This window comes from Paenibacillus sp. FSL H3-0457, assembly GCF_037981725.1.
GTDB classification, from domain to species: Bacteria; Bacillota; Bacilli; order Paenibacillales; family Paenibacillaceae; genus Paenibacillus; species Paenibacillus amylolyticus.
On record NZ_CP150283.1, the window covers coordinates 926,206 to 951,596 of the forward strand.

18 protein-coding genes are annotated in these 25,391 nt (G+C 46.5%); 14 read left to right on the forward strand and 4 right to left on the reverse strand.

Translation table 11 applies throughout. The features are described from left to right. The first annotated feature begins 11 nt into the window (after positions 1–11). The 4 genes from lpdA to MHH25_RS04295 all read left to right on the forward strand — a co-directional run bounded on the left by lpdA (position 12) and on the right by MHH25_RS04295 (position 4,780). On the forward strand, positions 12–1,397 hold the full coding sequence (lpdA, locus tag MHH25_RS04280; protein WP_340019250.1) for a dihydrolipoyl dehydrogenase: 1,386 nt from the start codon (positions 12–14) through the stop codon (positions 1,395–1,397). A 49-nt stretch (positions 1,398–1,446) separates the two neighbouring features. Further along, entirely contained in the window at positions 1,447–2,079 is a 633-nt protein-coding gene (locus MHH25_RS04285) for an HlyD family efflux transporter periplasmic adaptor subunit (RefSeq protein WP_340019251.1), read from the forward strand. Further along, positions 2,063–3,235 (forward strand): ABC transporter permease, encoded by a 1,173-nt coding sequence (locus tag MHH25_RS04290; RefSeq protein ID WP_340019252.1) that lies wholly within the window; start codon positions 2,063–2,065, stop codon positions 3,233–3,235. Before MHH25_RS04285 ends, MHH25_RS04290 begins: the two co-directional genes overlap by 17 nt. A 363-nt stretch (positions 3,236–3,598) precedes the next feature. Continuing rightward, the gene (locus tag MHH25_RS04295; RefSeq protein ID WP_340019253.1) at positions 3,599–4,780 is read left to right on the forward strand and encodes a DUF4317 domain-containing protein; all 1,182 of its coding nucleotides are present in this window, start codon (positions 3,599–3,601) and stop codon (positions 4,778–4,780) included. Positions 4,781–4,952: 172 nt separating this feature from the next. Here MHH25_RS04295 and MHH25_RS04300 read toward each other — a convergent pair whose 3' ends face one another. The 3 genes from MHH25_RS04300 to MHH25_RS04310 all read right to left on the reverse strand — a co-directional run bounded on the left by MHH25_RS04300 (position 4,953) and on the right by MHH25_RS04310 (position 10,270). After that, positions 4,953–6,074 (reverse strand): response regulator, encoded by a 1,122-nt coding sequence (locus MHH25_RS04300; protein ID WP_340019254.1) that lies wholly within the window; start codon positions 6,072–6,074, stop codon positions 4,953–4,955. Further along, a complete protein-coding gene (locus MHH25_RS04305; RefSeq protein ID WP_340019255.1) occupies positions 6,071–9,202 on the reverse strand; it encodes an ATP-binding protein in 3,132 nt (1,043 codons plus the stop codon). The genes MHH25_RS04300 and MHH25_RS04305 overlap by 4 nt, the downstream gene beginning before the upstream one ends. A gap of 120 nt (positions 9,203–9,322) precedes the next feature. Then, on the reverse strand, positions 9,323–10,270 hold the full coding sequence (locus MHH25_RS04310) for an AraC family transcriptional regulator (RefSeq protein ID WP_036606012.1): 948 nt from the start codon (positions 10,268–10,270) through the stop codon (positions 9,323–9,325). 171 nt (positions 10,271–10,441) lie between these two features. On the opposite strand from MHH25_RS04310, the gene MHH25_RS04315 reads away from it, so the two are divergent. The 9 genes from MHH25_RS04315 to MHH25_RS04355 all read left to right on the forward strand — a co-directional run bounded on the left by MHH25_RS04315 (position 10,442) and on the right by MHH25_RS04355 (position 23,753). After that, positions 10,442–11,461, forward strand: a complete 1,020-nt coding sequence (locus MHH25_RS04315) for a glycoside hydrolase family 88 protein (protein WP_036606011.1) — start codon at positions 10,442–10,444, stop codon at positions 11,459–11,461. A 13-nt stretch (positions 11,462–11,474) separates the two neighbouring features. Further along, positions 11,475–13,655, forward strand: a complete 2,181-nt coding sequence (gene gnpA, locus MHH25_RS04320; RefSeq protein ID WP_340019256.1) for a 1,3-beta-galactosyl-N-acetylhexosamine phosphorylase — start codon at positions 11,475–11,477, stop codon at positions 13,653–13,655. 210 nt (positions 13,656–13,865) lie between these two features. Further along, a complete protein-coding gene (locus MHH25_RS04325; RefSeq protein WP_340019257.1) occupies positions 13,866–14,714 on the forward strand; it encodes a GNAT family N-acetyltransferase in 849 nt (282 codons plus the stop codon). Positions 14,715–14,913: 199 nt separating this feature from the next. Then, the gene (locus MHH25_RS04330) at positions 14,914–16,716 is read left to right on the forward strand and encodes a sensor histidine kinase (RefSeq protein WP_340019258.1); all 1,803 of its coding nucleotides are present in this window, start codon (positions 14,914–14,916) and stop codon (positions 16,714–16,716) included. A gap of 11 nt (positions 16,717–16,727) precedes the next feature. Further along, positions 16,728–18,302, forward strand: coding sequence for a response regulator (locus MHH25_RS04335; RefSeq protein WP_340019259.1), 1,575 nt, complete (start codon positions 16,728–16,730; stop codon positions 18,300–18,302). A 175-nt stretch (positions 18,303–18,477) separates the two neighbouring features. Then, a complete protein-coding gene (locus MHH25_RS04340; protein ID WP_340019260.1) occupies positions 18,478–20,151 on the forward strand; it encodes an extracellular solute-binding protein in 1,674 nt (557 codons plus the stop codon). 135 nt (positions 20,152–20,286) lie between these two features. Then, the gene (locus tag MHH25_RS04345; RefSeq protein ID WP_036606005.1) at positions 20,287–21,261 is read left to right on the forward strand and encodes an ABC transporter permease subunit; all 975 of its coding nucleotides are present in this window, start codon (positions 20,287–20,289) and stop codon (positions 21,259–21,261) included. An 81-nt stretch (positions 21,262–21,342) separates the two neighbouring features. Then, positions 21,343–22,176, forward strand: coding sequence for a carbohydrate ABC transporter permease (locus tag MHH25_RS04350; protein ID WP_081745822.1), 834 nt, complete (start codon positions 21,343–21,345; stop codon positions 22,174–22,176). Continuing rightward, on the forward strand, positions 22,173–23,753 hold the full coding sequence (locus tag MHH25_RS04355) for a glycoside hydrolase family 43 protein (protein ID WP_340019261.1): 1,581 nt from the start codon (positions 22,173–22,175) through the stop codon (positions 23,751–23,753). The genes MHH25_RS04350 and MHH25_RS04355 overlap by 4 nt, the downstream gene beginning before the upstream one ends. A 102-nt stretch (positions 23,754–23,855) precedes the next feature. On the opposite strand, the gene MHH25_RS04360 is transcribed toward MHH25_RS04355, so the two are convergent. Next, positions 23,856–24,800 carry an alpha/beta hydrolase gene (locus MHH25_RS04360; protein WP_036606004.1) on the reverse strand — a complete coding sequence of 315 codons (945 nt, stop codon included), beginning with the start codon at positions 24,798–24,800 and terminating at the stop codon, positions 23,856–23,858. A 194-nt stretch (positions 24,801–24,994) separates the two neighbouring features. Here MHH25_RS04360 and MHH25_RS04365 point away from each other — a divergent pair, with 194 nt between their 5' ends. Then, complete coding sequence (locus MHH25_RS04365; RefSeq protein WP_017690603.1) at positions 24,995–25,324, forward strand: metalloregulator ArsR/SmtB family transcription factor; 330 nt, start codon at positions 24,995–24,997, stop codon at positions 25,322–25,324. Positions 25,325–25,391 lie beyond the last annotated feature (67 nt).

The following is a 25,391-nucleotide window of genomic DNA, read 5'->3' on the forward strand; positions in this document are numbered from 1 at the left end:
GGTATCAGATTATGAGCAAGCTTGAATCTGTGGATACGTTAGTTATTGGATCAGGTCCAGGGGGATATGTGGCGGCGCTTCGTTCTTCGCAGTTGGGGATGAAGACGGCGATTGTTGAACGTAAACAGCTCGGCGGGGTCTGTACACATGTGGGTTGCATACCATCCAAAGCATTAATTGCGGAATCACATCGCTATGATTTGTTCAGACAATTCAATCAAGCTGACGCGGTAGCAACATTTAAGATTGCTCAGCATTTTAAGCAGGGGGTTGTGAATAAACAGGCTGGTGGCGTCCACTATTTGTTAAAGACTGCGGGTGTGAACATTCTGGAAGGAGAGGCCAGTCTGGTGGATGAGCACACAGCCATGATCCAGCAAACTGGACAGGAGCAAAGCATTTCTTTTAAAAATCTCATATTGGCAACGGGGTCTCGTCCAATTGAGTTGCCAGCATTTCCAGTTGGAGGTCGCATCTTATCTTCCACTGAAGCATTATCTCTACAGGAGGTTCCGAGTAGTCTGATTGTGATCGGCGGAGGTTATATTGGGGTGGAGCTTGGACAGATGTATGCCAAATTCGGAACCAAGGTAACGATTCTGGAGGGAGGGGCCCAAGTATTGCCTGGATTCGAGGGGGAACTTGTAGCCCCTGTAGTCAAACAATTGAAGGCGGATGGCGTCCAGATCGTAACCGGAGCGATTGCTGAAAAGGTGGAGCACAAAGCGGATTCCGTTACACTGCATTATTCAAAAAATCAGGAGCAGCAACAAGTTACGGCAGAATATGTATTGGTCACGATCGGAAGGAAACCCAACACAGACGGACCGTTAGGACTGGAACGCATAGGTGTGCCCGTAACGAACAAAGGACTGGTTGAGACGGATGAACAGTGCAGAACGGTTATCCCGCACATTTATGCCATTGGAGATATTACAGCCGGTCCGGCACTTGCCCACAAGGCATCCTATGAAGCCAAAGTAGCCGCAGAAGCCATTGCGGGTCTTACCTCCAAAGTGGATTACAAGGTGATTCCGCTTGTCGTGTTTTCTGATCCGGAGATATCCAGTGTTGGGGTAAATGAGACGGAAGCCAAAGCACAGGCCATTCCGGTGGTTATTGGGAAATCTTCTTTCGGAATCAACGGAAGAGCATTGGCGTTAAAGGAAACCGAAGGTTTTGTGAAAATAGTGGCTGACCCGACTTCAGGAATTGTCATTGGCGCGCAAATCGTCGGCGTGGAGGCATCCACACTGATATCGGAGGTCGCACTCGCCATTGAGATGGGGGCAACCGTGGAAGATCTGGCCATGACGATTCATCCTCATCCGACTCTGGGAGAAGTGATCATGGAAGCAGCCGAGAACGCGGTCACCAAAATGAAAAAGCAGAAATAGTCAGCAAATTTAACCATACACGAGGATTGGGAATGGGAGAGATATAAGAATGAAGATAAAAGCAGGTTTGTATATCGGAATTGCGATGGTGTTTATTATTGGAGGTTCACTTCTTGCGGTTAAAGGGAAGGATGCTGTAAGTCAGGCCGAGAGCCGGAAACAAGGCATACTTGAGGCAGAGCAAACGACTTTATTTTATCAGAATAGTCCCGGGACGATTGCAGAGGTTGGTGCATCTACGGGGGACTCTGTGAAAGAGGGAGAGGTTCTTTTCAAAGTGAAATCAGCCGGGGAGGGAGATGTGGATGTACTCGCACCGTATGACGGATTGGTTGACCGAGTCGCTGTAGATAAGGGAGATCAAGTCCAAGCAGGAGTTTCGCTAGCAGTTGTACAAAAGAATACGTATTACACCGACCTTTACATACAGGAAAGTGAAATTCAACAGCTTGAAGTGAATCAAAGCATTGATGTTCATTTCCCGTATTTGGATCAGCCAACGCAGGTGAAGGGGAGCGTTATTTCCATCTCAACTGCTCCTCAGTTTGCGAACTTGCGTATGTCGCGGGAAAAAGGGCAAGCCGATTTAAGTATGTTTCTGGTCCGAATATCGATGGATTCGAATACCGATTTGCTTCCGGGGATGACAGCAGAGGTGAAACTTGATGAAATCACTGATTGACGAGTGGAAGTACGTCGCAGGGAGTAAGTATATACGGCTAATTTTTATTGGGCCAATGATTGCAGCCTTATTTTTCGGATTAATGTTCTCGCAGAATCAACTTAATAAATCACCAGTTGTGGTCATTGATGAGGATCATAGCGAATATTCACGGCAATTGATCTCCAAAATAAATGCGTCACAATACATGAGCGTCAAAAGCGTATATGCGAGCCGAATGAGTCCTGAAATATTGCTTGCCAATGAGCAGGCTGTAGCGGTCATTATGCTTCCCAATCAGTTGGGATTGCGCCAACAACAAGGGAAATCGACGAATATCGGCATATTGATGGATAACACGATGCCCTCGGGGCTAACCGGTGTTCGCACTGCGATTCAGGAGATCATCCAGACGGAAAATATGACCCTTTCCATGACACGTCTGGTCCAAAAAGGGATGGATGCCGAGACTGCTAAAGGAATTGTGTCACCGTTATCCCTTCAGCAGCGGATGCTGTTTAATCCAACCTCCAGTTATGTCGGTTTTATGGTACTTGGATTTGTGAATATCGTAGTATTGATGATTACAACAAGCGTAGCAGGATCGATTGTACCTCGGCTTCGTCAGGAAGGGAAAATGTTTGCCAACGGAAAGTCACCTTTTCAACTATGGGTTCGGAGTGTACCTTACGCTGTGTTGAGTTCACTTTCACTGCTTCTATCCTATGGATTATTAAAGCAGGTGGGGGGAATGCGGTTTGAAGCAGAGGCTTATCTTTTTATCATTCCGTTAGTTGTTTATGCTTTTGCTTTGTCACTCATGGGTATGCTGATTGGATACACTGCCAAAGATATGTCGAAAGTAAGCCTACGAACCAGTTTTGTATTGTATCCCTCCTTTCTGGCTACGGGAATTCAATTAACGCCGCTGGCGTTCCCAGAACCGTTCCAAATGTTCGCATGGGCATTACCCATGAACTGGCTTAACCGTCTGATTCGTGGAATGGCGTTTAGGGACGGGGCGCTGACAGCCTACAGTCAGGAGTTGGGGGCATTGCTGATTATTATTGGCGGAGTGTCCTTGTTTATGGGATTACTGTTTCTTCGGGAAACAAGGAAAGTTTCTTCCAGCAGAGCACCCCTGTTGAATACGGATATATTGCCGAGCAGTAATTAATTTTTTAAGAATCGTTAAACAACGAAAAAAGACGCACGGGAGTCATTCCTGTTGCGTCTTTCTGTTTTCTTTTAATCTCATTCGTGCCTCCCATACGGTGAGCTATTTTCCATATTCAAAAATGGATCGTGATAAAGAGGGAAATACCATAGATTGTTTCTCATTAATCGTCATCATTATATGATATAATTTCTCACTGAGAGTACAGAAATGGAGAGCAAGAACGGCTTGATCCAGCTACTCCATAGCTGTGCCCAGTTGTGACCTACTGCTCAGATGAAAACTTCCAAGGGAGCACTGATTTTTAGGATATAGAGCTGCACACAGATAAAATTATTTATTATGGGAGTTGTCTAACGAATCATGAATAAAAAAGAAGTCGCGCATATACGCAAGCAGTTTAAACTCGATCACGATCTACTGAATATTTACGATATTCTCAATGTGTATATTACGAAGGAAACCAATGAGGTCTATCACTGGGAGCGTCACCCGTTCGAACTGGTGGACAGAGAGAAGCAGGAGCTGTACATGGGCAATTTCAAAAAATTGCTGACAGGTGATTTGGATCAGAAGTTATTCGAATTGAAGTTCCAGGAAGCGGCGGAGGATCCAGCACAGGTATTGCTTCACCAGGCGCTGGTAACAGGTGATCCGGATGAATGGCAGGATCTGATGTTGCTGCTCGTGGATCGAATGTTGGTGGATATGAAGTTTGAGCGGGATATGGTAGCTACGTTCGTGCGTGGACAGTATTATCTGCCGACCAAGGCTAGAAACGAAGCTACGGAAGAGAGTGAGAAGAATGAGGTGTTCGCTCATCCGTTCATTCTGTGCAGCGTAAATTCCACGGAGAAACAGCGGAAGACACTCTTGTTTGATTACGTGGAGAGAGAATTTAAATACAACATTATTGTAGATCCGATTATCAAATTAAGCACGCCAGAGCAAGGATTCTTGTACCCTAGCGTAACGGACAACTACTCCGATGTGAATCGTGTTCTATATTGTACAGGGAAATCCAATTTCCCAGATCCACATTTTGTTGAAAATGTATTGAATGGAGAAAGATCCGTTACCGCACTGGAAGAACGGGCGATCTTCGAAGATATCGTTAAGGAAGTGGCCGGTGAACAGCTAGATTCAGCCACCATTGCACATGTATATGAGGAGATCAACCGAGTCATCGAGATTAACGAAGAGTCCCATGAGGAAGAACCTCCGAAGCTGGATTATAAAGATCTGGAACGTGTACTGACCGCAAGCGGTATAGAGGATCTGACAACGGAGAAAGTGGAACGGGCCTTCGAAACCATCGTTGATAACAAGAACTATGAGATGAAGGCAACCAGTGTTATGCCGAAGTTTACGTCCAAGTCCATTAAGATTGAGACCAAGGTTGCTACGATTTCGGTTAGCCCGCAAGACCTGAGATATGTGAAGCAGGTAAATTATCAAGGCAGACGTTGCATCATGATTGAAGTGGACGAAGATGTAGTGATTGAAGGCTTTACCCTTAATACAGAAAAACTCATAAATGAGTAATTGATTCTAGACAATGATGATGTAAAATCATCAGTTATGGACGAATAAACGTCCATTTATTGCAAAAAGCCCAAGCCAAAAGCAACACTGAACTGCTCCCTGTCATAGTAGACCGTAGAAGACTACGATGGGAGCAGTTCATTATCGCCAAGGCATGGGCTTTTTTGCTGTTTCATGACTGTCGCAGCAGTTGTTTGATATCCGCTGCCGGACTGGAGCCAAGCTCCTCTTTGAGCAATTCCTCCAGCACCAGATACTGTCGTTGCGCTTCGGTTCTTCGTCCAAGCGACAGATACAACAGGATGATCTCGCGATGAATATCTTCCCGAATCGAATCAATCTGGAGGATACGTTCAAAATAATACAGCGCCCGTAACGGCTCGCCTGCCTTCGCGTGATAGTGGGCCGCAGTTTCCATCGTCATGATGAAATCCAGTTCCAGCTGTCTGGACCACGCAAAAGCCCACTCATAATGCCTTCCTTTCAGAAGTTCACCCGTATACAACGTATCCATCCGCTCGAAGAGCTCGGGGCGATGTGCCGAGGCCTGACGCATCTGCCGGAACAAAGTTTCGAACTCGTACAGATCACAGTTAATCGCTTCCCGGTCGATACGGATACCGTTTCTGTCCTTGAGAATGATCGGCACGTCACTGTTATCACCGATGGCACGTCGCACGTAGTACAGTGTGGAATTGATGTTGGTCCAGGCTTTCTGCGGACTGAGGTCCTTCCATAACGTATCGGCCAAGGCATCGCGGGTGGTTGATTTGGTATACAGCAAGAATGCAAGTAACTCTTCGGTTTTGGGCGTTCTAAGCTTGATGGGACTGTCTGCTCCGGCACCGCCAAACACGGTGAATTCACCGAACAGACGAACGTTCAGTTTGGGTCCAGGCACCGCTGGTTCAGGTGTTGTCACGGACTTGTGAAGCTTTTCCTGCAACCGTTTGATGCTGCGGTTCAGTCGCTCAGCCGTGACCGGCTTGATGACGTAATCGATGACCTCTTTGTCGAAGGCCTGCACCGCATATTCCTCATAACCGGTCACCAGCACGATTGGAAGCGAAGGTTGATGTTTACGCAATTCACCAATGAGTTGCATACCCGAGATGCGAGGCATCGTAATGTCCAGAAATGCCGCATCGAAGCTATTCTCTGCCGCATATTCACAGGCTTCCTCCGGGTCATGAAACGCACGAGATACCTCAACTTCTCCGCTTTCTGTCAAAATGCGATTCAGTCGCTTCAGCGACAAATCCTCATCGTCCACGATGATGACTTTCATCTTCATGTTTCATAACCTCCGTTCCCATCTGTGCTTAGACGTTGATTTGGAAGATCAAAGGTAATCCGCGTTCCCTCGCCGTCCAGACTTTCCATCTGAAGGTGTCTGCCATACAGCAGGTTCAACCGGCTGGAAATATTCCATAGTCCAACACCGTTACTGCCGTCCGTGGATTGCCGAATTTCGTCCATCCGTTGCTTGGTTATGCCGATTCCGTTGTCCTCGATGGTGAACCGTGTTTCCGTATCATTCAGGTTGCGGATAGACAACATGACCCGACCACCGCGAATGCTGGACATCAGCCCATGCCGAATCGCGTTTTCGATCAGGGGCTGTAACGTGAGCGGTGGAATGTCCATATTCCGGTTCACGTCCGCATCCACATCGATAATGACCTCCAACCTTGAGCCAAAACGGGCTTGCTCTATGGATACATATGCCTCGATCATCTCCAGTTCGTTCATTAGGCTAGTTTTTGAGTCCAGATGTTTAAAGTGCACACTCCGTCGTAAGTAACTCGATAATTGCAAAATCAATTGTTCTGCCCGATTCGGCGCATCCACGCACAATTCGGCAATGGCGTTCAGGGCGTTATACAGAAAGTGCGGGTTCATCTGTGACCGCAAAAAAGATATTTCCGCATCTCGCGCAGCTTGGACGGATGTTTTCATCCGAGTCAAACCGCCGATCCGTGCCAGCAGTTCCTCCGATTCGAACGGCTTGGATACAAAATCATTGGCGCCTTTCTCCAAGGCCAGCTTCAATTGATTAGCTTTATTACTCGCCGTCAACATGAGTACAGGTAACTCGGAAGGAGAGAAGCGCTCCCTGATCCGTTCCAGCAATTCGTAACCCGACATGTCAGGCATCATGATATCAGCAATGACGAGATGCACGGCAGGTAGTTTGTCCAGCAACTCCAGTACGGAAGGGGAGCGTGAAGTGACCGCATAACTGTAACCTTCCAGCTTCAAGAGATTCACTATTGTCTGCAAATTAGCCGAGTCGTCATCCACAACGATGATCCATTCGTCTTTATTCCCTTGTACAATCGTTGGTTCTTCGAACCGGAGTAGCCGATTACCAGGACCTGTAGGAGCGATGGTAAGTGGCATGACGTTGGAACGTTTCTCTCCTTTATTCTCTGCCAGCGGAAAGGTCAGGATGAACGTAGCACCCATGCCGGGTGCTGATTCCGCATGAATGGTTCCGCCATGCAGCTCGACCAGCTTGCGTGTAATGCTTAGTCCTAGACCGGTGCCTCCAGCAACGACTGGCCCCGTATCCGCTTCCTGCTCGAACGGCAGGAAGATATGTTCCAGCTTGTCCGTACCGATACCACGGCCGGTATCCACAATGCGTATTTCCGCTTTGCCTTGCACGACCGTAGCTTTGATGCTTACCGTGCCACGTTCCGTGAACTTAACGGCATTGCCGATCAGATTATGCAAAATCTGAATCAGTCGATTGCCGTCTGCATAGATCGGCGGGAAATGCGCCGTGATGCGGTTGATAAGCTCCACCTTTTTCGCGCCAAGCAGGAAGGAGTGCATACGCATGACCGATTCGACAAACGAGTACAGATCGGTCGAAGACCGGTGGAGCGGGATGTCGCCATGTTTCATTTTCGAATAATCCAGCAATTCATCGACCAGATAGGTTAATCGTCTGCCACTTCCCGTCACGATCGCCAGATTGTGCGCTTGCTCATCGGTAAGGGGACCTTCTGCGCCTTTAAGCAGGCTTTCACTGATGTTAACAATCGCGTTCAGCGGTGTTTTGAGCTCATGCGAAGTATTGGACAGGAAGTCGTCCTTCACCTTGTCCAGCAATAGCAACTGATCTTTGAGGGTGCGGACCGTACGATAGGCCTCGAAGAACCGAAGCACCGCCAGAAACAGCATCAGGATGCTGAACAGGACAATGGAAGCCTGCCCGATATTCATATTTTCCTTGAGCGAGATCGAGAAGAGATTAATGTCCAGACAGTACAGCATGATGCTTAAGAGGGCTGCGTACCACAGAAAAGTAGACAGCCGTTCGCCTTTCTCACTGGTTAGGAACTGTTTTGCACATTGATAGAGCAACCAGAGCAGCATCAACGTGTACATAACGACGACGTAAGGTGCAGCCAGCCCGTAGATGGAAATAGGCAGGAGCGTGACCATACATAAGTAAGCTCCGAAGATGATCAGGATCAACGCCGTGAGCATACCGGACAGGATGCCTGTTTTGAATCGGTAGAAGTAAAAGGTTAACAGACCCAGACATGCCACAGAGCAGAAATCTTTTAATTTATAGAGCGTGCTAAAGGAGATTTCCGTGCCCGCCATCGATAACACACGTTCGCTGATCATGCCGTTATAGAGTGCATACAGGAGACAGATTAGACCAATCAGCAGCAGGGAGTCGTCCCTGTTTCGGTAGAGTGCAGACCCCAGGTAACTGACGAGGAATATGATCGAAATGGTAGCCAGTACAGCAAGCGTGCCGAATTCGATAGCTGTGTTGAATTGATGTTTTTTCAGCATGGCTGCTTGTTCGCCGAAAAAGAGTGGACCCGGAATGCCAGAGTCCGTGTAATCGTAATTAGCCACCCGGATCAAAATCTCAATGTCACCGCCATGATAGGGGAAAAAGCCAATCTGGGGGGAGTTGCCTGGTCGGTAACCTGCGGATTTTGCCACGGCATGCCCGTCTTCCAGCAGCTTGTTGCCATTAATGTAGATCTCGCTGGCAAAACGGATGTTCATTTTTTTGATCGCCAGTGTTCCCTCAACAGGTGCATTACGCAGTACCAGTCGATACGTGGCGAAGCCGTGGGTTGGCAGTCGTTCACCATCCACTTTAAGTCGATTCCAGGAGCCGGGAACGGTTGCATAGGTGTCGGGTGCTTTCGTTGGACCAGCCTGATTCGATGTTGCAGATTCGTCAGGAAGCAATCGCTCCCAGTAAAATTCCCACTCCCCGTCCAGCTTGATCCGCTCGTCTTGTTCAGGGTCCCAGGCCGAGAGGTCCAGAACACCTTGACGGGCATGAAGCGCAGCAGATTGTGGTTCTCTGATCGTTGACAGCAGCAGTACGGTAATAGCGAGTAAAACAGTCAGGACAACGCCTGAAATTTTTAATAACACGAAATGCTGCTCCTTTAGAGATTGTTCAATCCTTTGGTAGCTTCGGACAAAATCTCTTGTATTCTATCGGCATTGTAGCGAATATCTCTGGGGGGCGCAATCACATTTCGACAAATTCCTTCATACCCACCCCGTGAATTCCAATATTGAGGCTTTTGCAGACTGTGCTTCTGTATGAGCGCCTTTGCGCCAGGCTTTAGGCGATTCGCCCATCAGTTTGGCGAAGCAGCGGTTAAAGCTGGAGATGGATCGGAAGCCGACCTGCTCAGAGATGGACAGAATGGAGGCCTCGGTGCTTTTTAATCGTTTGCATGCCTCTTCAATCCGGGTACTGTTCAGAAAATCAAGCGGCGTGGTTCCCATAATTTCATGGAACTTGCGGCGAAAATGCGTTGTACTCAGATGACACAGTTCAGCGAGGTAATCGATGGTCACAGGCATCATATAGTTTTTGGTGATAAACTCCAGCGCAGGTGAGATGACCAAGTCCCCTTGGAGGTCACGTTCCCGTTCCTGATCCTGAGATGACAAGCGTTCGCTGCTCGCATGAATTCGAAGCAGTTCGATATATAGAGACATCAACAAGCCGTACGCGCTCTCCCGATAGTAGGGGGACTGCTGCTTCATTTCTTCAACGATTGAAGTTGCGAGCATATGAATTTTGGGATGCTGTTCCTTATTCAGAATGCAATTGGTTCCCTGAATCGCCCATAGATTCGGTTCAATGTGAGTTTGTGCTGTTTTGAGTGAATGACGGAAGAGTTCTTCCGGTGAAAAAAAGATATAAGCCCACAGGCTGGCGTTATTAGGTGAACTGTATGTGGTATGCGGAAGATAGCGGGGAATGAATGTGATGTCGCCTGCCCGAAAAGGCACAGATTCCCCCTTAATCTCCATGATGCCTCCATCTGAATAACAGATGCCAATCTCCATGTGGTTATGGAAATGAAGATGCTCACTCTTGATATCGGATATTCTCCAGCGGTCCCCACTGAGTAACAGGACAGGGAAATCAATGGGCAGGCTGTAGTGACGATATTCAATGACAGGTTTCTTCGGTTTGGGCATTTTCGAGGACTCCTATGTATAAATGATTGAAATTGCGCAGTTTTGTTATGAATATGCTTAGATTGAGACTATTTTACTGCGTACAATGGAATAAGTAAAGCGTTTACAACAATGGAAGGACACCTCTCAGGGCGCACTTGGGGGCGTGTGCGCAGGGAGAGGGGAATAACAATGCTTCAAGTGAAATATGACAGGGATCAGATTCTACATGTAATCGAGAACGTTACCAAGAAAACACTGGATATGGATCTGACATGGGATTGGCCCGGTGGAGTGGCTTATTATGGTGTATCCAGAGCCTATCAAACGACAGGTAACCAAGAGATTCTGGACAGGCTGGTGAAATGGGCAGACGAATATATCGAGCTGGGTCTGCCAAGTTGGACGGTTAATACATGTGCCATGGGCCATGTGCTCATCACTTTATATGAAGAAACCGGAGATCAGAAATATTGGGATATTGTCCTCAGCAAGGTCGATTATCTCCAGAATCATGCGCTTCGCTTTGGAGACAATGTGCTTCAGCATACGGTATCCGTTTCCAATGATTTTCCGGAACAGGCTTGGGCGGATACCTTGTTTATGGCGGCATTTTTCCTGCTCCGTGTAGGTAGCAAATTAAAAGATGAAGCCATGATTCAGGATGCGCTGAATCAGTATTACTGGCATATCAAATACCTGCAAGATCCGACCAGCAGTCTGTGGTATCACGGTTATAACAATATTAATAAGGACCACATGTCCGGATTTTACTGGGGCAGAGCGAATGCTTGGGGAGCCTATACGATGTCTCAGGTGAAACCTCAGCTCAACGACTGGTACTTGTATCCGCAATGTATGGATGTAGAGTGTGCCCTTCGTGATCAATTGGCGGCTCTCAAGCTGGTACAGACCGAGAACGGCTTGTGGCGTACGGTTTTGGATGACGAAGAATCGTATGAAGAGGTATCGGCTTCCGCAGGTATTGCAGCAGCGATGATCAATAACGGTAATCCACTGCATACCAAATACGTGCAAAAGGCACTGGAAGGTATCCTGAACAACATTAGCGAAGATGGACGCGTGCTTGGTGTATCTGGAGGTACCGCGGTGATGAAGGATCGGGCTGGCTATCGCAATATTCCAAAAGACTGGATTCAGGGCTGGGGTCAGGGCCTGGCACTCGCTTTTCTGTCCGATATGTTGAGATAGGGAGGGAACCCAATTGTCCAAATTAACCAAAGGCTCCTTTACACTACCGGGAGAATCCGGTTATGAAGCACTGACGCTTGAACTTGCCAACCGCTGGGGTGCCGATGTGATCCGTGACAGTGACGGTACAAAGTTGTCCGATGAGATTATCAATGCCGGATATGGCATCTATTCAACCATTTGCATTATTCGGGATCATAATGAGTGGGCATCCCGTAATTTGGATAAGTTGCAGCAATGTTTTCTCATTACGAATCCGAAGGTTGCTGTGCAAGATTATGTATCCATCTTTCTGATGGAGGACTTCTTCGCTGAACAATTCAGGGTGAATGATTCGAAAGAAGCGTTTAAGTATTGGCAGGTGTACGACCGAACGACTGGGGAAGAAGTTCCTAGAGGACAGTGGAATTATGAAAGGGAATCTGGCAATGTTGTCATTACCGGCGTTGCTCCTTGGCATAAATACACGGTGAGTTTCATGGTTTATCGGATCTGGGAAGAGATTTCCATGTACAATCACACGACGAATAATTGGGACAAAGAGCATCTGATGCAGATTGACCCGATCTATACAGACACCCAAACCTATTTGCTGGATTGGATGGAAAAGTGGTGCCAAGAACACCCGGAAACAACCGTTGTACGTTTTACGTCCCTATTTTATAACTTCGCCTGGATCTGGGGCAGTGATGAGCGGAATCGCCATCTGTTCTCGGATTGGGGTTCATACGATTTCACGGTAAGTTCGAGAGCGCTGGATCTGTTTGCTCAAAAATATGGGTATTCACTCTCCGCCGAGGACTTTGTAAATGGCGGTAAATATCAGGTCACTCATATGCCTGCGGATCAGCGCAAACTGGACTGGATGGCATTTATCAATGATTTTGTCATTGAATTCGGTAAAAAGTTAATTGATATTGTACACAAACATGACAAGCTGGCGTATGTCTTCTATGATGACAGCTGGGTGGGCATGGAGCCGTATAATGATCGCTTTGAGGAATTTGGATTCGACGGCATGATCAAATGTGTGTTCTCCGGTTACGAGGCAAGAATGTGCTCCGGCGTTAAGGCTGATACCCATGAAATTCGCTTGCATCCCTACTTGTTCCCAGTTGGCTTAGGCGGGCTTCCTACCTTCAAAGAGGGAGGAGACCCTACCCTGGATGCGAAGAAATATTGGATTAATATCCGGCGTGCGCTGCTGCGTGAGTCGATTGACCGGATTGGACTGGGTGGATATTTGCATCTGGTTGAGCCTTACCCGGACTTTGTGGATTATATCGAGAAGATTGCCCATGAATTCAGGGAAATGAAAGAGCTACATCAGGCTGGAAAGCCTTATCAGATCAAGACAAAGGTAGCCGTGCTGCATAGCTGGGGCAAGTTAAGATCGTGGACCTTGTCCGGTCATTTTCATGAAACGCATATGCATGATCTGATTCATGTGAATGAGGCATTAGCCGGGTTGCCTGTTGACGTGCAGTTTATTGATTTTGATGATATTCGTCAGGGCGCATTGAAGGATATAGATGTCGTCATCAATGCCGGCTCTGCAGGTTCAGCATGGAGCGGTGGAGCGCATTGGAGTGACCACAAGTCTGTGGACTTATTGACCCAATGGGTGTACGAGGGTGGTACCTTTATTGGCATTAACCAGCCTTCGGCAATGGACGGGTACGACAGCTTTTTCAGAATGGCTCATGTGCTTGGGGTAGATGAGGATACAGGTGCACGGGTTGTTCATGGAAAATGGTCGTATGAAGTTAATGATGAGTATGGTTTGGTACCTGAGGGGGCCAGCATACTTCCGAAAGATAACATTTATCTTACTGATGGGTCAGCAGCTGTAGTGAATGAAACGGATGGTCAGATCACACTGTCCACACATGCTTTTGGAAAAGGAAAAGGGATCTACCTGCCTTCCTTCGAATTCAGCTGGGAAAATACAAGACTACTTCTGAATTTGATTCGATTTGCGGGCAATGAATTCCATGAAACAAAGTACATCACGGATAACTTGTATACGGAGTGCGCCTACTACCCCGAGAGCAACATATTGGTTGTGATCAATAATAGCAATCAGGTTCAGTCCACGACGATCAATACAGAGCATGGAAAACAGACCGTGGAATTGGAGCCGTATGATACGGTGATCACCAAAATTGGTTTAACAAAATCGGTATCCCCATAGAATAATGACTCGATAGACCGTATTCCTTAACCAGGGAGCGGTCTATTTTAGTTATTAGGACGTGTCTGAAAACTCTGAAGAAAGCAGATTTTATCGTACGGATATTACTTTATAGTGTTAACACTATTTAGTAGAATATTTAAATAAGGATAGGGATCATGAGCCCTAATATATTATTGTTTTCATCTTTTTAAAGGAGAGAGTGCCCTAATGTACAGTTATAAATTGTTGGACAAGATAAGCATGGAGACACTTCACGAGGCGTTCGTGGATGCGTTCTCCGACTACCAGGTTAAAATGGATTTGCCTTTTTGGAAGTTTCAACAGATGCTCCAACGAAGGGGGTATCACCCCGAAATATCTATGGGAGCCTTTAAAGATGAGAGAATGGTCGGATTTGTTATCAATGGACTTCGAAGCTGGAATGGAAAGGCAACTGCATATGACCTTGGGACAGGCGTTGTAAAAGATTGCAGACGGCAAGGCATTACAAGCAATCTGCTCTTGAATATTCAAAAGCTGTTAAAAGAAAAAAATGTAGAGCAATATTTGCTGGAAGTCATCCAATCCAACGAATCTGCAGTTCAGCTGTACAGTAAACAAAACTTCAAAATTCAAAGGGAATTTTCATGTTTCCAGTTGCAAAAAGATCAATTCATACCGCAAACGACCTGCACGGTGGAATGTGTGGAGAGAATCGATGTGGAGCAGTTTAAGGAATTTTGGGATGTGGAGCCCTCCTGGCAAAATTCAATTGATTCCATCTACGCTGTACCGGAGGCTTTTATCTATGTGGTAGCACGTCAGGATCACAGCATTGTTGGTTATGGCATTATAGATCAAAAAACAGGTGATATTCCCCAGCTTGCAGTGAACCAAAATTACCGGGGCAAAGGTATTGCAAGCAGCATCCTGACAGAGATGGTCCAACGCACAGAATCGCCTAGAGTCAGTGTCCTCAATGTGGAGTCTCATCTGAAACCGATGCAAGATTTCCTCCTGGTCAAATCAGGTTTTGCATATCATGTGGGCCAGTACGAAATGCTCTTGAAATTATAACGAGATACCCGTTTCGACTTAAGATCAGATCGGGTTCATACGAAAATATGTGGGGTGTTAGTGTCTGTCTTGTTGGGCCAGTTGAACGGGAGGTTGATTAAAGGCTTCCCGGAAATCCTGGATAGCAGTATCCAACCCATCCTGTACTCGTTATAATAATGTTGATATATGACATGGTTAGAGGAGACAAAGACATAACATGAGCCGAAAGAAATATTGTAAGCGTATTCAGTTTCTGGATGATTGGAGTCTCAAAACCAAGTTGTACATATTGTTCATTTTTTGTGTGCTGGTCCCGGTCCTGGTCACAAATACCGTGTTTTACCAAAGCATCAAAGGTAACATTGAAGAGAAGGAGCATAGCCGATTCAATGAAATGCAGCAAAGGATCAAGTTCAACCTGCGGAACAGTATAGACAATAGCTTGTATGTGTCCAATTTTCTCTATACCGATGGAACGCTGAACCGGTTCATGGAGTTCAAGTATCGCGATCAGGAAGACTATTACTCTGCCTACTATGATATGCTTAGCAACAACAATCTGGTCAGGTACTACTACAGCTACCAGCAGGTGAATCAAATTACTTTTTATGTTGGCAATGATACCTTCGTTAATGGAGGAAACTTCATTAAGCTGGATGATGAGGTGAAGAAAAGTGATTGGTATCAAGCGCTGATGAACACAAGCGACCATATCATGATCTATTCGTATTTTGACAAACAGCAGGCGGAGATGTCGCAAAGTCAGGGAGGACGCAAAGTAAGCATTATTCGTAAGCTGGATTACTTTGGGGAGCAGCAGGTTGAAAAGGTGTTAAAGGTTGATCTGGACTACGCTTTCATCAACAAATCGCTTAAAAATGAGGGAGCCAATGGGAAGGTGTATGTCGTTTCGGATGGCAGGGTCATTTTCTCGAACGATTCAAAAATGAATCAGATGCGCAAGCCATTTAATCTGATTGCAAACAGTTCAATTGATCCTGTTCAATCCATGCAATCGATTCCCGTCGTATCCGAGGATTGGCAGATTGTCGTCAGCACGGAGAAATTGGACGTTCTGTCGGAGATTGTTAATTCCAAGCTTAATTTGACTTTACTAATCATTCTTAATCTGTTGGTGCCGACACTGCTAATTTGGTTGATATCCAGATCACTGGTCATCAGAGTTGATCGGATAGCAAAGCACCTGGATCAAGTGAAGCATGAGAAATTTGAGGTGATATCGGGACCTGTGGGCAAAGACGAGATCGGCAGCCTGACCCATAGTTATAACATGATGGTCATCAAGATCAAGAACCTGATTGAGATTGTGTTTAAGGGCCAGGTGGAGCGGCAAGCCCTTGAGCTCTCCAAAAAGCAGGCGGAGCTGAAAGCCCTTCAGAGTCAGGTGAATCCCCATTTCATGTTCAACACGCTTGAAACGATCCGTATGCGGAGTTTGATCAAGGACGAGCTTGAAACCTCCGATGTCATTCATAAACTGGCACTGCTGTTACGTCAGACGATCAATTGGGGCGATGATCTGATTACAATCGCAGAGGAAATCAATTTTGTAGAGAGTTATCTGAGTATCCAGCAGTATCGCTTTGGTGAAAAGTTGCAATTTGCAATCCGGATCACAGACGAATCCATTGCTGCCATGATGATACCCAAGCTAACCGTTCTCACCTTTGTGGAGAATGCTTGTATCCATGGTATTGAGGGGACGTCGAATGATGGGGTCGTGGAGGTATTATTCGAAATTCGAAGTAATGAGCTGTACATTTCCATTCGAGATACCGGAGTCGGTATGGATCAGGACAAGCTGGCCTCGCTCCGCAAAATGATGCAAGACCCGAGTATGGATCGGATGAGCGAGCTTAGCAGCATTGGTATGATGAATGCATATATTCGGCTGCGGATGTATTTTGATGATTTCGTTCAGGTGCACATATTCAGTGAAAAGGGGAAGGGAACAACGATTGGCATTCAAATTCCTCTTATGCAGGCATCTCAAGAATAAGGAGCGAGGATATGATCAACGTGCTGATTGTGGACGATGAGCCATTTATTCGCCAAGGACTTCTATTGTTAATTGATTGGGAGTCTTACGGGTTTCAGATTTGCGGTCAGGCTTCCAATGGCATGCAGGCATTGGAGTGCATACGCGCTATGCAGCCCGATCTGGTGATTTCCGACATTAAGATGCCGGAAATGGACGGAATGCAGCTTGCCAAAACCTTGTACGAGCAATATAACGGTGACATCAAGCTGATTCTTCTAAGTGGATTCTATGAGTTCGGATATGCCAAGCAGGCGATTAAATACCAGGTGGATGACTACATTCTCAAGCCTATTGTGAAGACCGAACTGGTTCAGGTGCTTGAGGAGTTCAGGGTCGCATTTAATGCGCGGACGGAAGAGAAGCGATATCAGCAAAAAAAAGATCGAATTATTATGGCTCAGCATATGCAGTCAATCTTGCTTGGGGTGGCTGAGGAGGATGCTGTTACGAGTCTGCAGCCCCACTATCAAGATGTCGGCATACTGCGTTGCATCCTGATTGAGGCGGAAGCCGGTCCAGAACAGGGAACGGATTGGTGCGCTCGGGTTGAGGCATGGGTGGGCAAGCCCTTGCCGGGACAAATTTTGAAACCCTTCACAGGTGATAAAAATGCGGTTCTGCTTATGGTTACGGACCTGATGGTGAACCGTGAGGCAGTGACCTTGGAGCAATATTTGACCCGATTACATGCCGATCTGAGCCATGGTCAAGAGGCGGCTATTGCTTGTTATGTCGGGAAGGAAGTACATGAGTTGGAGGCGCTGCACGAGTCTTATCAATCCTGCGGCATAATGAAAAGCTTACGTTTCTTCACCACTTGCAGGCCCATTTATTACTTCGAACTTATGGATACGACCTTATTTGTTAATCGGCCGGGACAGTTCGAAAAACAATTATTTGATGGGCTAGTCAAGTCTATTGAGGAACAGCAGACGGATGAGTTATACAGTCATGCAAAGGCCATTTTTCGATTTTTTCTGGATGAGCGAATCGAGCCTGGTATTGTCCGCATTCACTTGCATTATTTGGCATACACATTGCTGGATCTCGTGAATAACGATACGGTTACTCCAGATTCGGGGTTGATGGAATCGACTTTTCTGAAGGTGAACTACGCGATGTTATCCATGGAGGAAAACATTGAACATTTATGCGAATTCTCGCTCATGTGCGCAGAGAAACTGAAGGAGCAGCAAAAGTCAAATGCGATGGGCGTATTAGCCAAAATCGAGGCCTTCATTCACGAGCATTACAGAGAAAATATCAGCCTGAAATTGCTTGGGGAGCAGTTTTACATGAATAGTGCATATCTGGGTCAGATTTTCAAAAAGCATTTCTCGATCAGCTTCAGTGATTATTTGAATCAATTGCGTATTGAGGAAGCCGCCCGGCTGTTGCGCAGAACAGATCAAAGAGTATACGAAATCGCAACAATGGTGGGATATCGGGATTCCGATTACTTTATTAGCCGGTTCGAGAAACTCATGGGGGAGACTCCTGCACAATATCGTAAAAGTGCCCATGCTGCGTACTCTCTTGATTAACATCCTGCACTCCTTGAAGGAGCGGCGGGATATTTTTTTTCGCAGATGCTGGAATTAGTGGGATTCCATCTATAGTTTATCCCGTTGAGAGGGGCATGGAAGCATGATAATTTTAAGTCAGCCTTTGGAAAGCGCTTTCCAAAAAGCTTCTGTCAATATAATCGATGGAGGGGTCATGATGAAAAAGGATGTTAGAAAAAGAATCAAGTATAGTGCTCTGCTCGCTTTAATACTGGTCATCGCACTCACTGGATGTACACCGGGATCGTCCTCGAAAGGGGAAAAGACAGCAGATGGAAGGGAATTGAAACAATTTTCCGCATTTTTTGCCGTACCGGGAAAAATTGCGCCTGACGATAATCGGGTGTTAAAGGCTATTGAGGAGAAAACAGGCGCCAGAGTCACGATGGACTGGCTTACGGGCCAAACAGCCAAAGAGCGGATTGGTGTACTCATTGCAGGCGGCGAATATCCCGATTTTATCGATGGGAGTGATGGTACTCAGCAACTGGTAGCAGCAGGAGCGTTAGTACCTCTTGAGGATTACATCGATAAATATCCAAACATCAAAAATTACCTGGGCGAAGACTGGAAGAAGATGAAAAATACGACGGATGGACATATCTACTTCATTCCTCAATTCGGCAATATACAAGAAAAGTCGATGAAAGTATCCCATGACGGAGAAGCATTCTGGATTCAGAAGGCCGTACTGGAGTGGGATAATTATCCGACAATCAAAACGCTTGACCAATACTTCGACTTGATTGAACGGTATAAAACAGCTCACCCGACCGTTGATGGTCAGCCAACCATTGGATTTGAAATTATCTCCTATGACTGGCGTTATTTCGCACTGGAGAACCCTCCGCTCTTCATGGCTGGTTATCCTAACGAAGGCGCAGCCATCGTTGATAAAGAAACGCTGACGGCCAAAAACTATAATACCATTCCGGAAGCGAAGGCATATTTCAAGAAGATCAATGAGGTATATCATCAAGGTTTGGTCGATAACGAAACCTTTACAGCAAACTATGATCAATATATCTCCAAAATTTCAACCGGACGTGTGCTGGGCATGGTGGATCAAGGATGGCAGTTCCTTGACGCCGAGGCATCACTCGTGAAGCAAAAATTGTATGACAAAACCTATGTACCGTTGTCCATTACACTCTCCGAGGATGTTAAAGGGCGTTATCAGAACAATCCAATCCTTAACGTGAATGGTGGCCTGGCCATTACAAAGAGCTGCGAGGATATCGAGGGAGCACTTCAATATATTAATGATTTGCTGGACCCTGAGATGGAGGTATTGAGAACCTGGGGACAGGAAGGCGTGGATTACCAAGTAGATGACAAAGGCGTGTTCTCCAGGAATGAAGAGCAACGTGCGAATTCCAAAGATCCGGACTGGGTGCTGGCAAACACGGGAAGCCCGTTGGTCTATTTCCCGCATCATGAAGGCATGACCGCTGACGGGAAAAATGCCCTTGACCCTAAGGAGCAGCCGGAGGAGTATCTTGCTACATTGAATGACATCGACAAAAAAGTGCTGAAGGCTTATGGATATACGAAGTTTACCGACTTCCTTGAGCCTGCGGAGGAAAATGAACCGTGGTTCCCAATCTATACCTATAATTTTGAACCGAATAAACCGGAGACCATCGCCAGACAGAAAATGGACGATGTAAAACGCAAATGGCTGCCCAAAGTGATTATGACTTCACCAGCCGAATTTGATAAGGCTTGGGAAGAATATCAAGCCACGCTCAAGGAAAGTGCAGATATTAAAGCGTATGAAGATGCGCTGACGGAAGAAGTCCGCAGACGTATGGAACTGTGGGGATAAAGGCCTGTCACACAGAAAGGCTATGGGGAACCCCGTAGCCTTTCTTACACGCTAGATTGGGAGATTGGATAGGAATGGAATCGATTCACCCAGACTGGGTGATATAGATAAACTCGTAAGCAAGGAGAGAAAAACATGGCCAAAAAGGAGTTGCAGCCTTCGTTAAAAACCAGCCATATCCCAGCGGGAACAAGCTGGATCGGGTACAACCTGTCCAGAATGAAAAGTCAGCGACAATTAATGTGGATGTCATTTCCGTTTATTGCGTTTATCGCTATTTTTGCGTATGGACCATTATGGGGCTGGTTGATGGCGTTTCAGAATTATAGACCGGGCATTGGTTTTATGGAGCAGGATTGGGTGGGGGTGGATCATTTTCGAACGTTATTCACGGACCCTACATTTTTACGTGTCATTCGCAATACGCTTGCGATGAGCCTGATCAGTCTGTTCCTGGGATTTGTCGGCTCGATTGGTCTGGCGCTCTTATTGAATGAACTGCGAATGGTATTGTTCAAACGCGTGGTACAGACGGTTTCCTACCTTCCACATTTCCTATCGTGGATCATCGTAACAGGTATTGTTGCGAATGTATTATCAACGGAAACAGGAATAGTGAATGTGCTGTTGACGAAATTGGGCCTGATTGATGCACCGATCAATTTTTTTGCCGAACCCAAATACTTCTGGGGGATTGTAGGTCTGTCCAGCATGTGGAAGGAAATTGGCTGGGGTACGATTATTTATCTGGCGGCCATGGCGTCGATTAATCCGAGCTTGTACGAGGCAGCTTCCATCGACGGAGCCGGACGGTTTCGTAAAATGTTCAATGTCACACTTCCAAGCATCAAACCAACGATTATTATCCTGCTTATCATCAACGTTGGTAACGTACTGAACGCAGGTTTTGAGATTCAATACTTGCTGGGGAACGGACTTGTGCAGGATGTATCCGAGACGATCGACATTTTTGTTTTGAAATACGGGATTAATCTCGGCAACTACTCACTTGCCACCGCAGCAGGCATTTTCAAAAGTGTGGTCAGTCTGGTGCTCATATTTATCGCCAACGGGATTGCCAAGTCTCTTGGTGAAGAGCGATTGATATGATAAGGGGGCAGAGCTGTGAAACGATTTAGTAGAAAACGAAGCTTGGGAGACTCTATTTTTTCCATCACCAATGGCATATTTATGTTGCTTGTCATGGTTGTTACGTTATATCCTTTTTTAAACACCATTGCCGTATCTTTCAATAACGGGCTGGATACGATCCGCGGGGGGATCTATCTCTGGCCGAGGGAATGGACGCTGCAAAATTACGTCTCCGTATTCCAAAACCCGAATCTGACACAAGCCGCATTTGTTTCGGTCGCCAGAACCGTGGTGGGAACGGTTGTACAGCTGTTCTGTACAGCCATGCTGGCCTATGTACTGAGCCGCAAGGAGTATATGTTTAACAAATTGGTCACGACGCTGTTTGTCATGACGATGTATTTCAGCGGCGGCTTAATTCCGGGATACATGCTGATCAAACAAGTGGGGCTGCTGAACAGCTTCTGGGTATACATTATTCCCGGGTTGATCGGGGTGTTCAACATGATCGTCATTCGTACCTACATTCAGGGACTGTCGGAGGGATTGATTGAATCCGCGAAGATGGATGGAGCCGGAGATTTTCGGATTTTCATGCGTATCGTGCTTCCCTTATCCAAGCCGGTTCTGGCTACGGTTGCACTGTTTATTGCTGTAGGTCAGTGGAACTCCTGGTTTGACTCCATGTTGTACACGGCGGGAAATCGTAATTTGACCACCTTGCAGTATGAGCTGATGAAATTGTTATCCTCTGCGACCTCACAGGGGGGAACCGTCAACGTGGATTCATTCAAAAATGTAACCAACATGGTGACGCCTGTATCCATTCGGGCAGCAATCACGGTTGTGACGGCAATGCCGATTGTTTTACTGTATCCGTTCTTGCAAAAATACTTTGTGACTGGACTAACCATTGGGGGGGTAAAAGAATGAAAAATGCAAATCAAGGCGAACAATGCACGTATAACAATCCGATTATGCCCGGGTTTTATCCAGATCCATCCGTATGCCGGGTGGGTGAAGATTTTTATCTGGTGACATCAACATTTGCCTATTTTCCTGGCGTTCCGATCTTTCAGAGCCGTGATCTAGTGAATTGGAAACAGATTGGCAATGTGCTGGACCGCCCTTCACAGTTAAATCTTCAGGGAGCAGGCCATTCACAGGGGATATTCGCACCAACGCTTCGGTATCATGAAGGTACCTTCTATATGATTACAACCAATGTGTCACATGGCGGCAATTTTGTTGTAACCGCTACCGACCCGGCTGGGCCATGGTCTGATCCATATTTTATTGAAGGCGCAGAAGGCATAGACCCTACGATTTTCTTCGATGACGGCAAAGCGTATTACCTTGGTACACGTCCTTGCTCCGAGGGAGTTCGTTATAATGGGAACTGGGAAGTGTGGCTGCGGGAGTTGGATCTGGGCAGTATGAAGCTGGTGGGAGACAGTTACGTTCTGTGGCGCGGGGCGATGGTGGATGTCATCTGGCCGGAAGGCCCGCACCTGTATAAGATCGATGAATATTACTATTTATTGATTGCAGAGGGAGGCACAGGGCCAAACCATGCGGTGACCATTGCTCGTAGTAAAAGTTTGACCGAAGGATACGTCGGGAATCCGAATAATCCAATCATTACACATCGCCATTTGGGTAAACGTTACCCTGTTGTTAATGTAGGACATGCCGACTTGGTGCAAGCTGCGAATGGTCAATGGTTCATGGTCATGCTTGCTTCGCGTCCATATGGAGGGAGCTATAGCAACCTGGGGCGGGAGACGTTCCTTGCTTCTGTCGTTTGGGAGGACGGATGGCCTGTTGTTAATGAGGGCCGCGGCATCTTGGAGGAGCAGGGCACGTTGGATTTGAAGCCTGTTCCGGTAGATCCGCAACTGCGTTTTGACCATTTTGACAGTGATAAACTGGGCTTGCAATGGATGTTTCTGCGTAATCCCCAGGAAGACTTATATTCATTAACGGAGCGCAAGGGATATCTGCGACTGAAGCTGAAACCGCAAACATTGAAGGAAAAAGAAAATTCCAGCTTTGTTTGTCTGCGTCAAAGGCATATGGATTATGTCGCAGCTACAGCGATGGAATTTGTGCCCGGGAATGCCAACGAAACGGCTGGTCTTGTCGTCATTCAGAACGATCTGTATCACGTACGGATTGAGCGTGCTCTGGCGGATAAACAGCAGGTGCTGCGTGTGCTGACCTGTATAGATGGTCAGGATAACCACATTGCGCAAATCGCGCTGGATGATGAAGTTTCGCGAGTATATATTAAAATGGCAGCGACAGGTCAGCAACTAAACTTCTATTACAGCACGGATGGAAGTCAGTATCATCTGGTGGCGGAACAGGTGGATACAAGCAGCTTGAGCACCGAAGTAGCCGGCGGCTTTGTTGGCTGTTGTATCGGGATGTTTAGCAGCAGCAATGGTACTTCTTCCGATCAGGTAGCGGACTTTGACTGGTTTGAATATGGTTCATTTGATATTTAGATGACAAAATAACAGCAAGAAAGCTCAATCCGGTGGCGGTAGTCCAGGAATTGAGCTTTTTTTCGTTCTTTTTGCCAAACGGCTATGGGGAGGCGTTACAGTTTATTGTCCAGCTTCATGTGCTGAGCTTTTTATGATGTTAACCATTTTACGCTGAGCATCCCTTGCTTCCGGAATCGGATAGAGGACAAAGACATGGTTCATTTTGGGGTAAACGTACGTTTGATGATCGATTCTTTGATCTGTCAGCAGTTTGTCGAGCTTCATATTATCAGGAAACAAACCCTCGTGAGTCCCGATAAAGATGCTGATTTTGCCCAGACCGGCGAAATCTCCGTAGATTGGACTGATTAACGGATCGTTCAACGGTTTGTCAGCTGCCCAGATCCGCCGGATGACATCATACCCTTCGACAGCGAGCATAGGGTCGCGGGTCTCGTAATCAAATATGACTGGATTGTCCAGCACCATATCCACACAAGGTGATAACAAGATGATATCTTTGGGCTGCGGGAGATCATGCATCTTCAGATAATGGGCCAAGGCTAGGGATATGTTCCCACCTGCGGAATCCCCCATAATGGTGAGTTGTGCCGGGTCGTCTACGGAGGCAAGCAGATCCCGGTATAGATTGAGCAGTTTCGGATACGTATGCTGATAATTAAAATGCGGAACCTTTGGATAGATGGGAGCAACAACTTTGGCATTCAGAGCCTGAGCCATGCGGTCCATGAATTTCCAGTGTAAAGACAGCGGCTGGTGTGTATGCGCCCCGCCATGAATGTAGAGAATGACCCTCTGTTCACGGGAATGCTGATCGTTTAATGTGAACACCTGCATGTCTTCATGGGAGCGCTCTTTGATGGAAGATGACAGTTTTGTTTTACCCAAGATATAAGGTTTAATGTTTTCCAAGCCCATATGATCCAGGTGTTTGCGGGTAAGCTCGCGTGTTGAAAAAAATTTCTTGGTATCTAACGTTCCGATATATTTCTCGAATAGAAAGCTCGTCAACGAGCGTTTGTGAGTATGGATATACATGTTCATTGAGGAATCACCCTTCCTGATGGAGTTCAGATATACGGTCTGTGGAGACTATAAGTAAAGTATAAAGGTTGAAGTGTACTTCAAGGTCAATCTTAATTTTTCCATCAAACCGTTTACGGTTAGAGTAAAGCATGGTACCCGTTCTATGTTATGATATTTGCATCTTCAAAAGTTCGATTGAAGGGGCATAGCGTATGAATCAGAGCATACAACAGTTTAAAGCGGATTTTTTCAAAGCGTTGGCACACCCGATGCGGATTCAGATTCTGGAGCTGCTGAGTGAAGGAGCCAAAAACGTGAATGAACTGCAAAGCATTCTGGGATCGGAAGGCTCTGCTGTTTCACAACAACTGGCTGTATTGCGCAGCAAAAACGTTGTCCACGGAATCAAAGAAGGGACAACCGTCACCTATTCGCTGCGTGATCCGCTGATTAAGGACCTGCTGGCAGTCACCAAACAGATTTTTGACAATCATCTGGTTGATGCCATTTCCATGCTGGAAGATATTCGTAAAGAGTCCTGACACAATAAACAAGAGCAACTGGGTGTAAGCTCCGGAGGTTCTTGTTTTTTTGTGTTAGGTTCCTGCT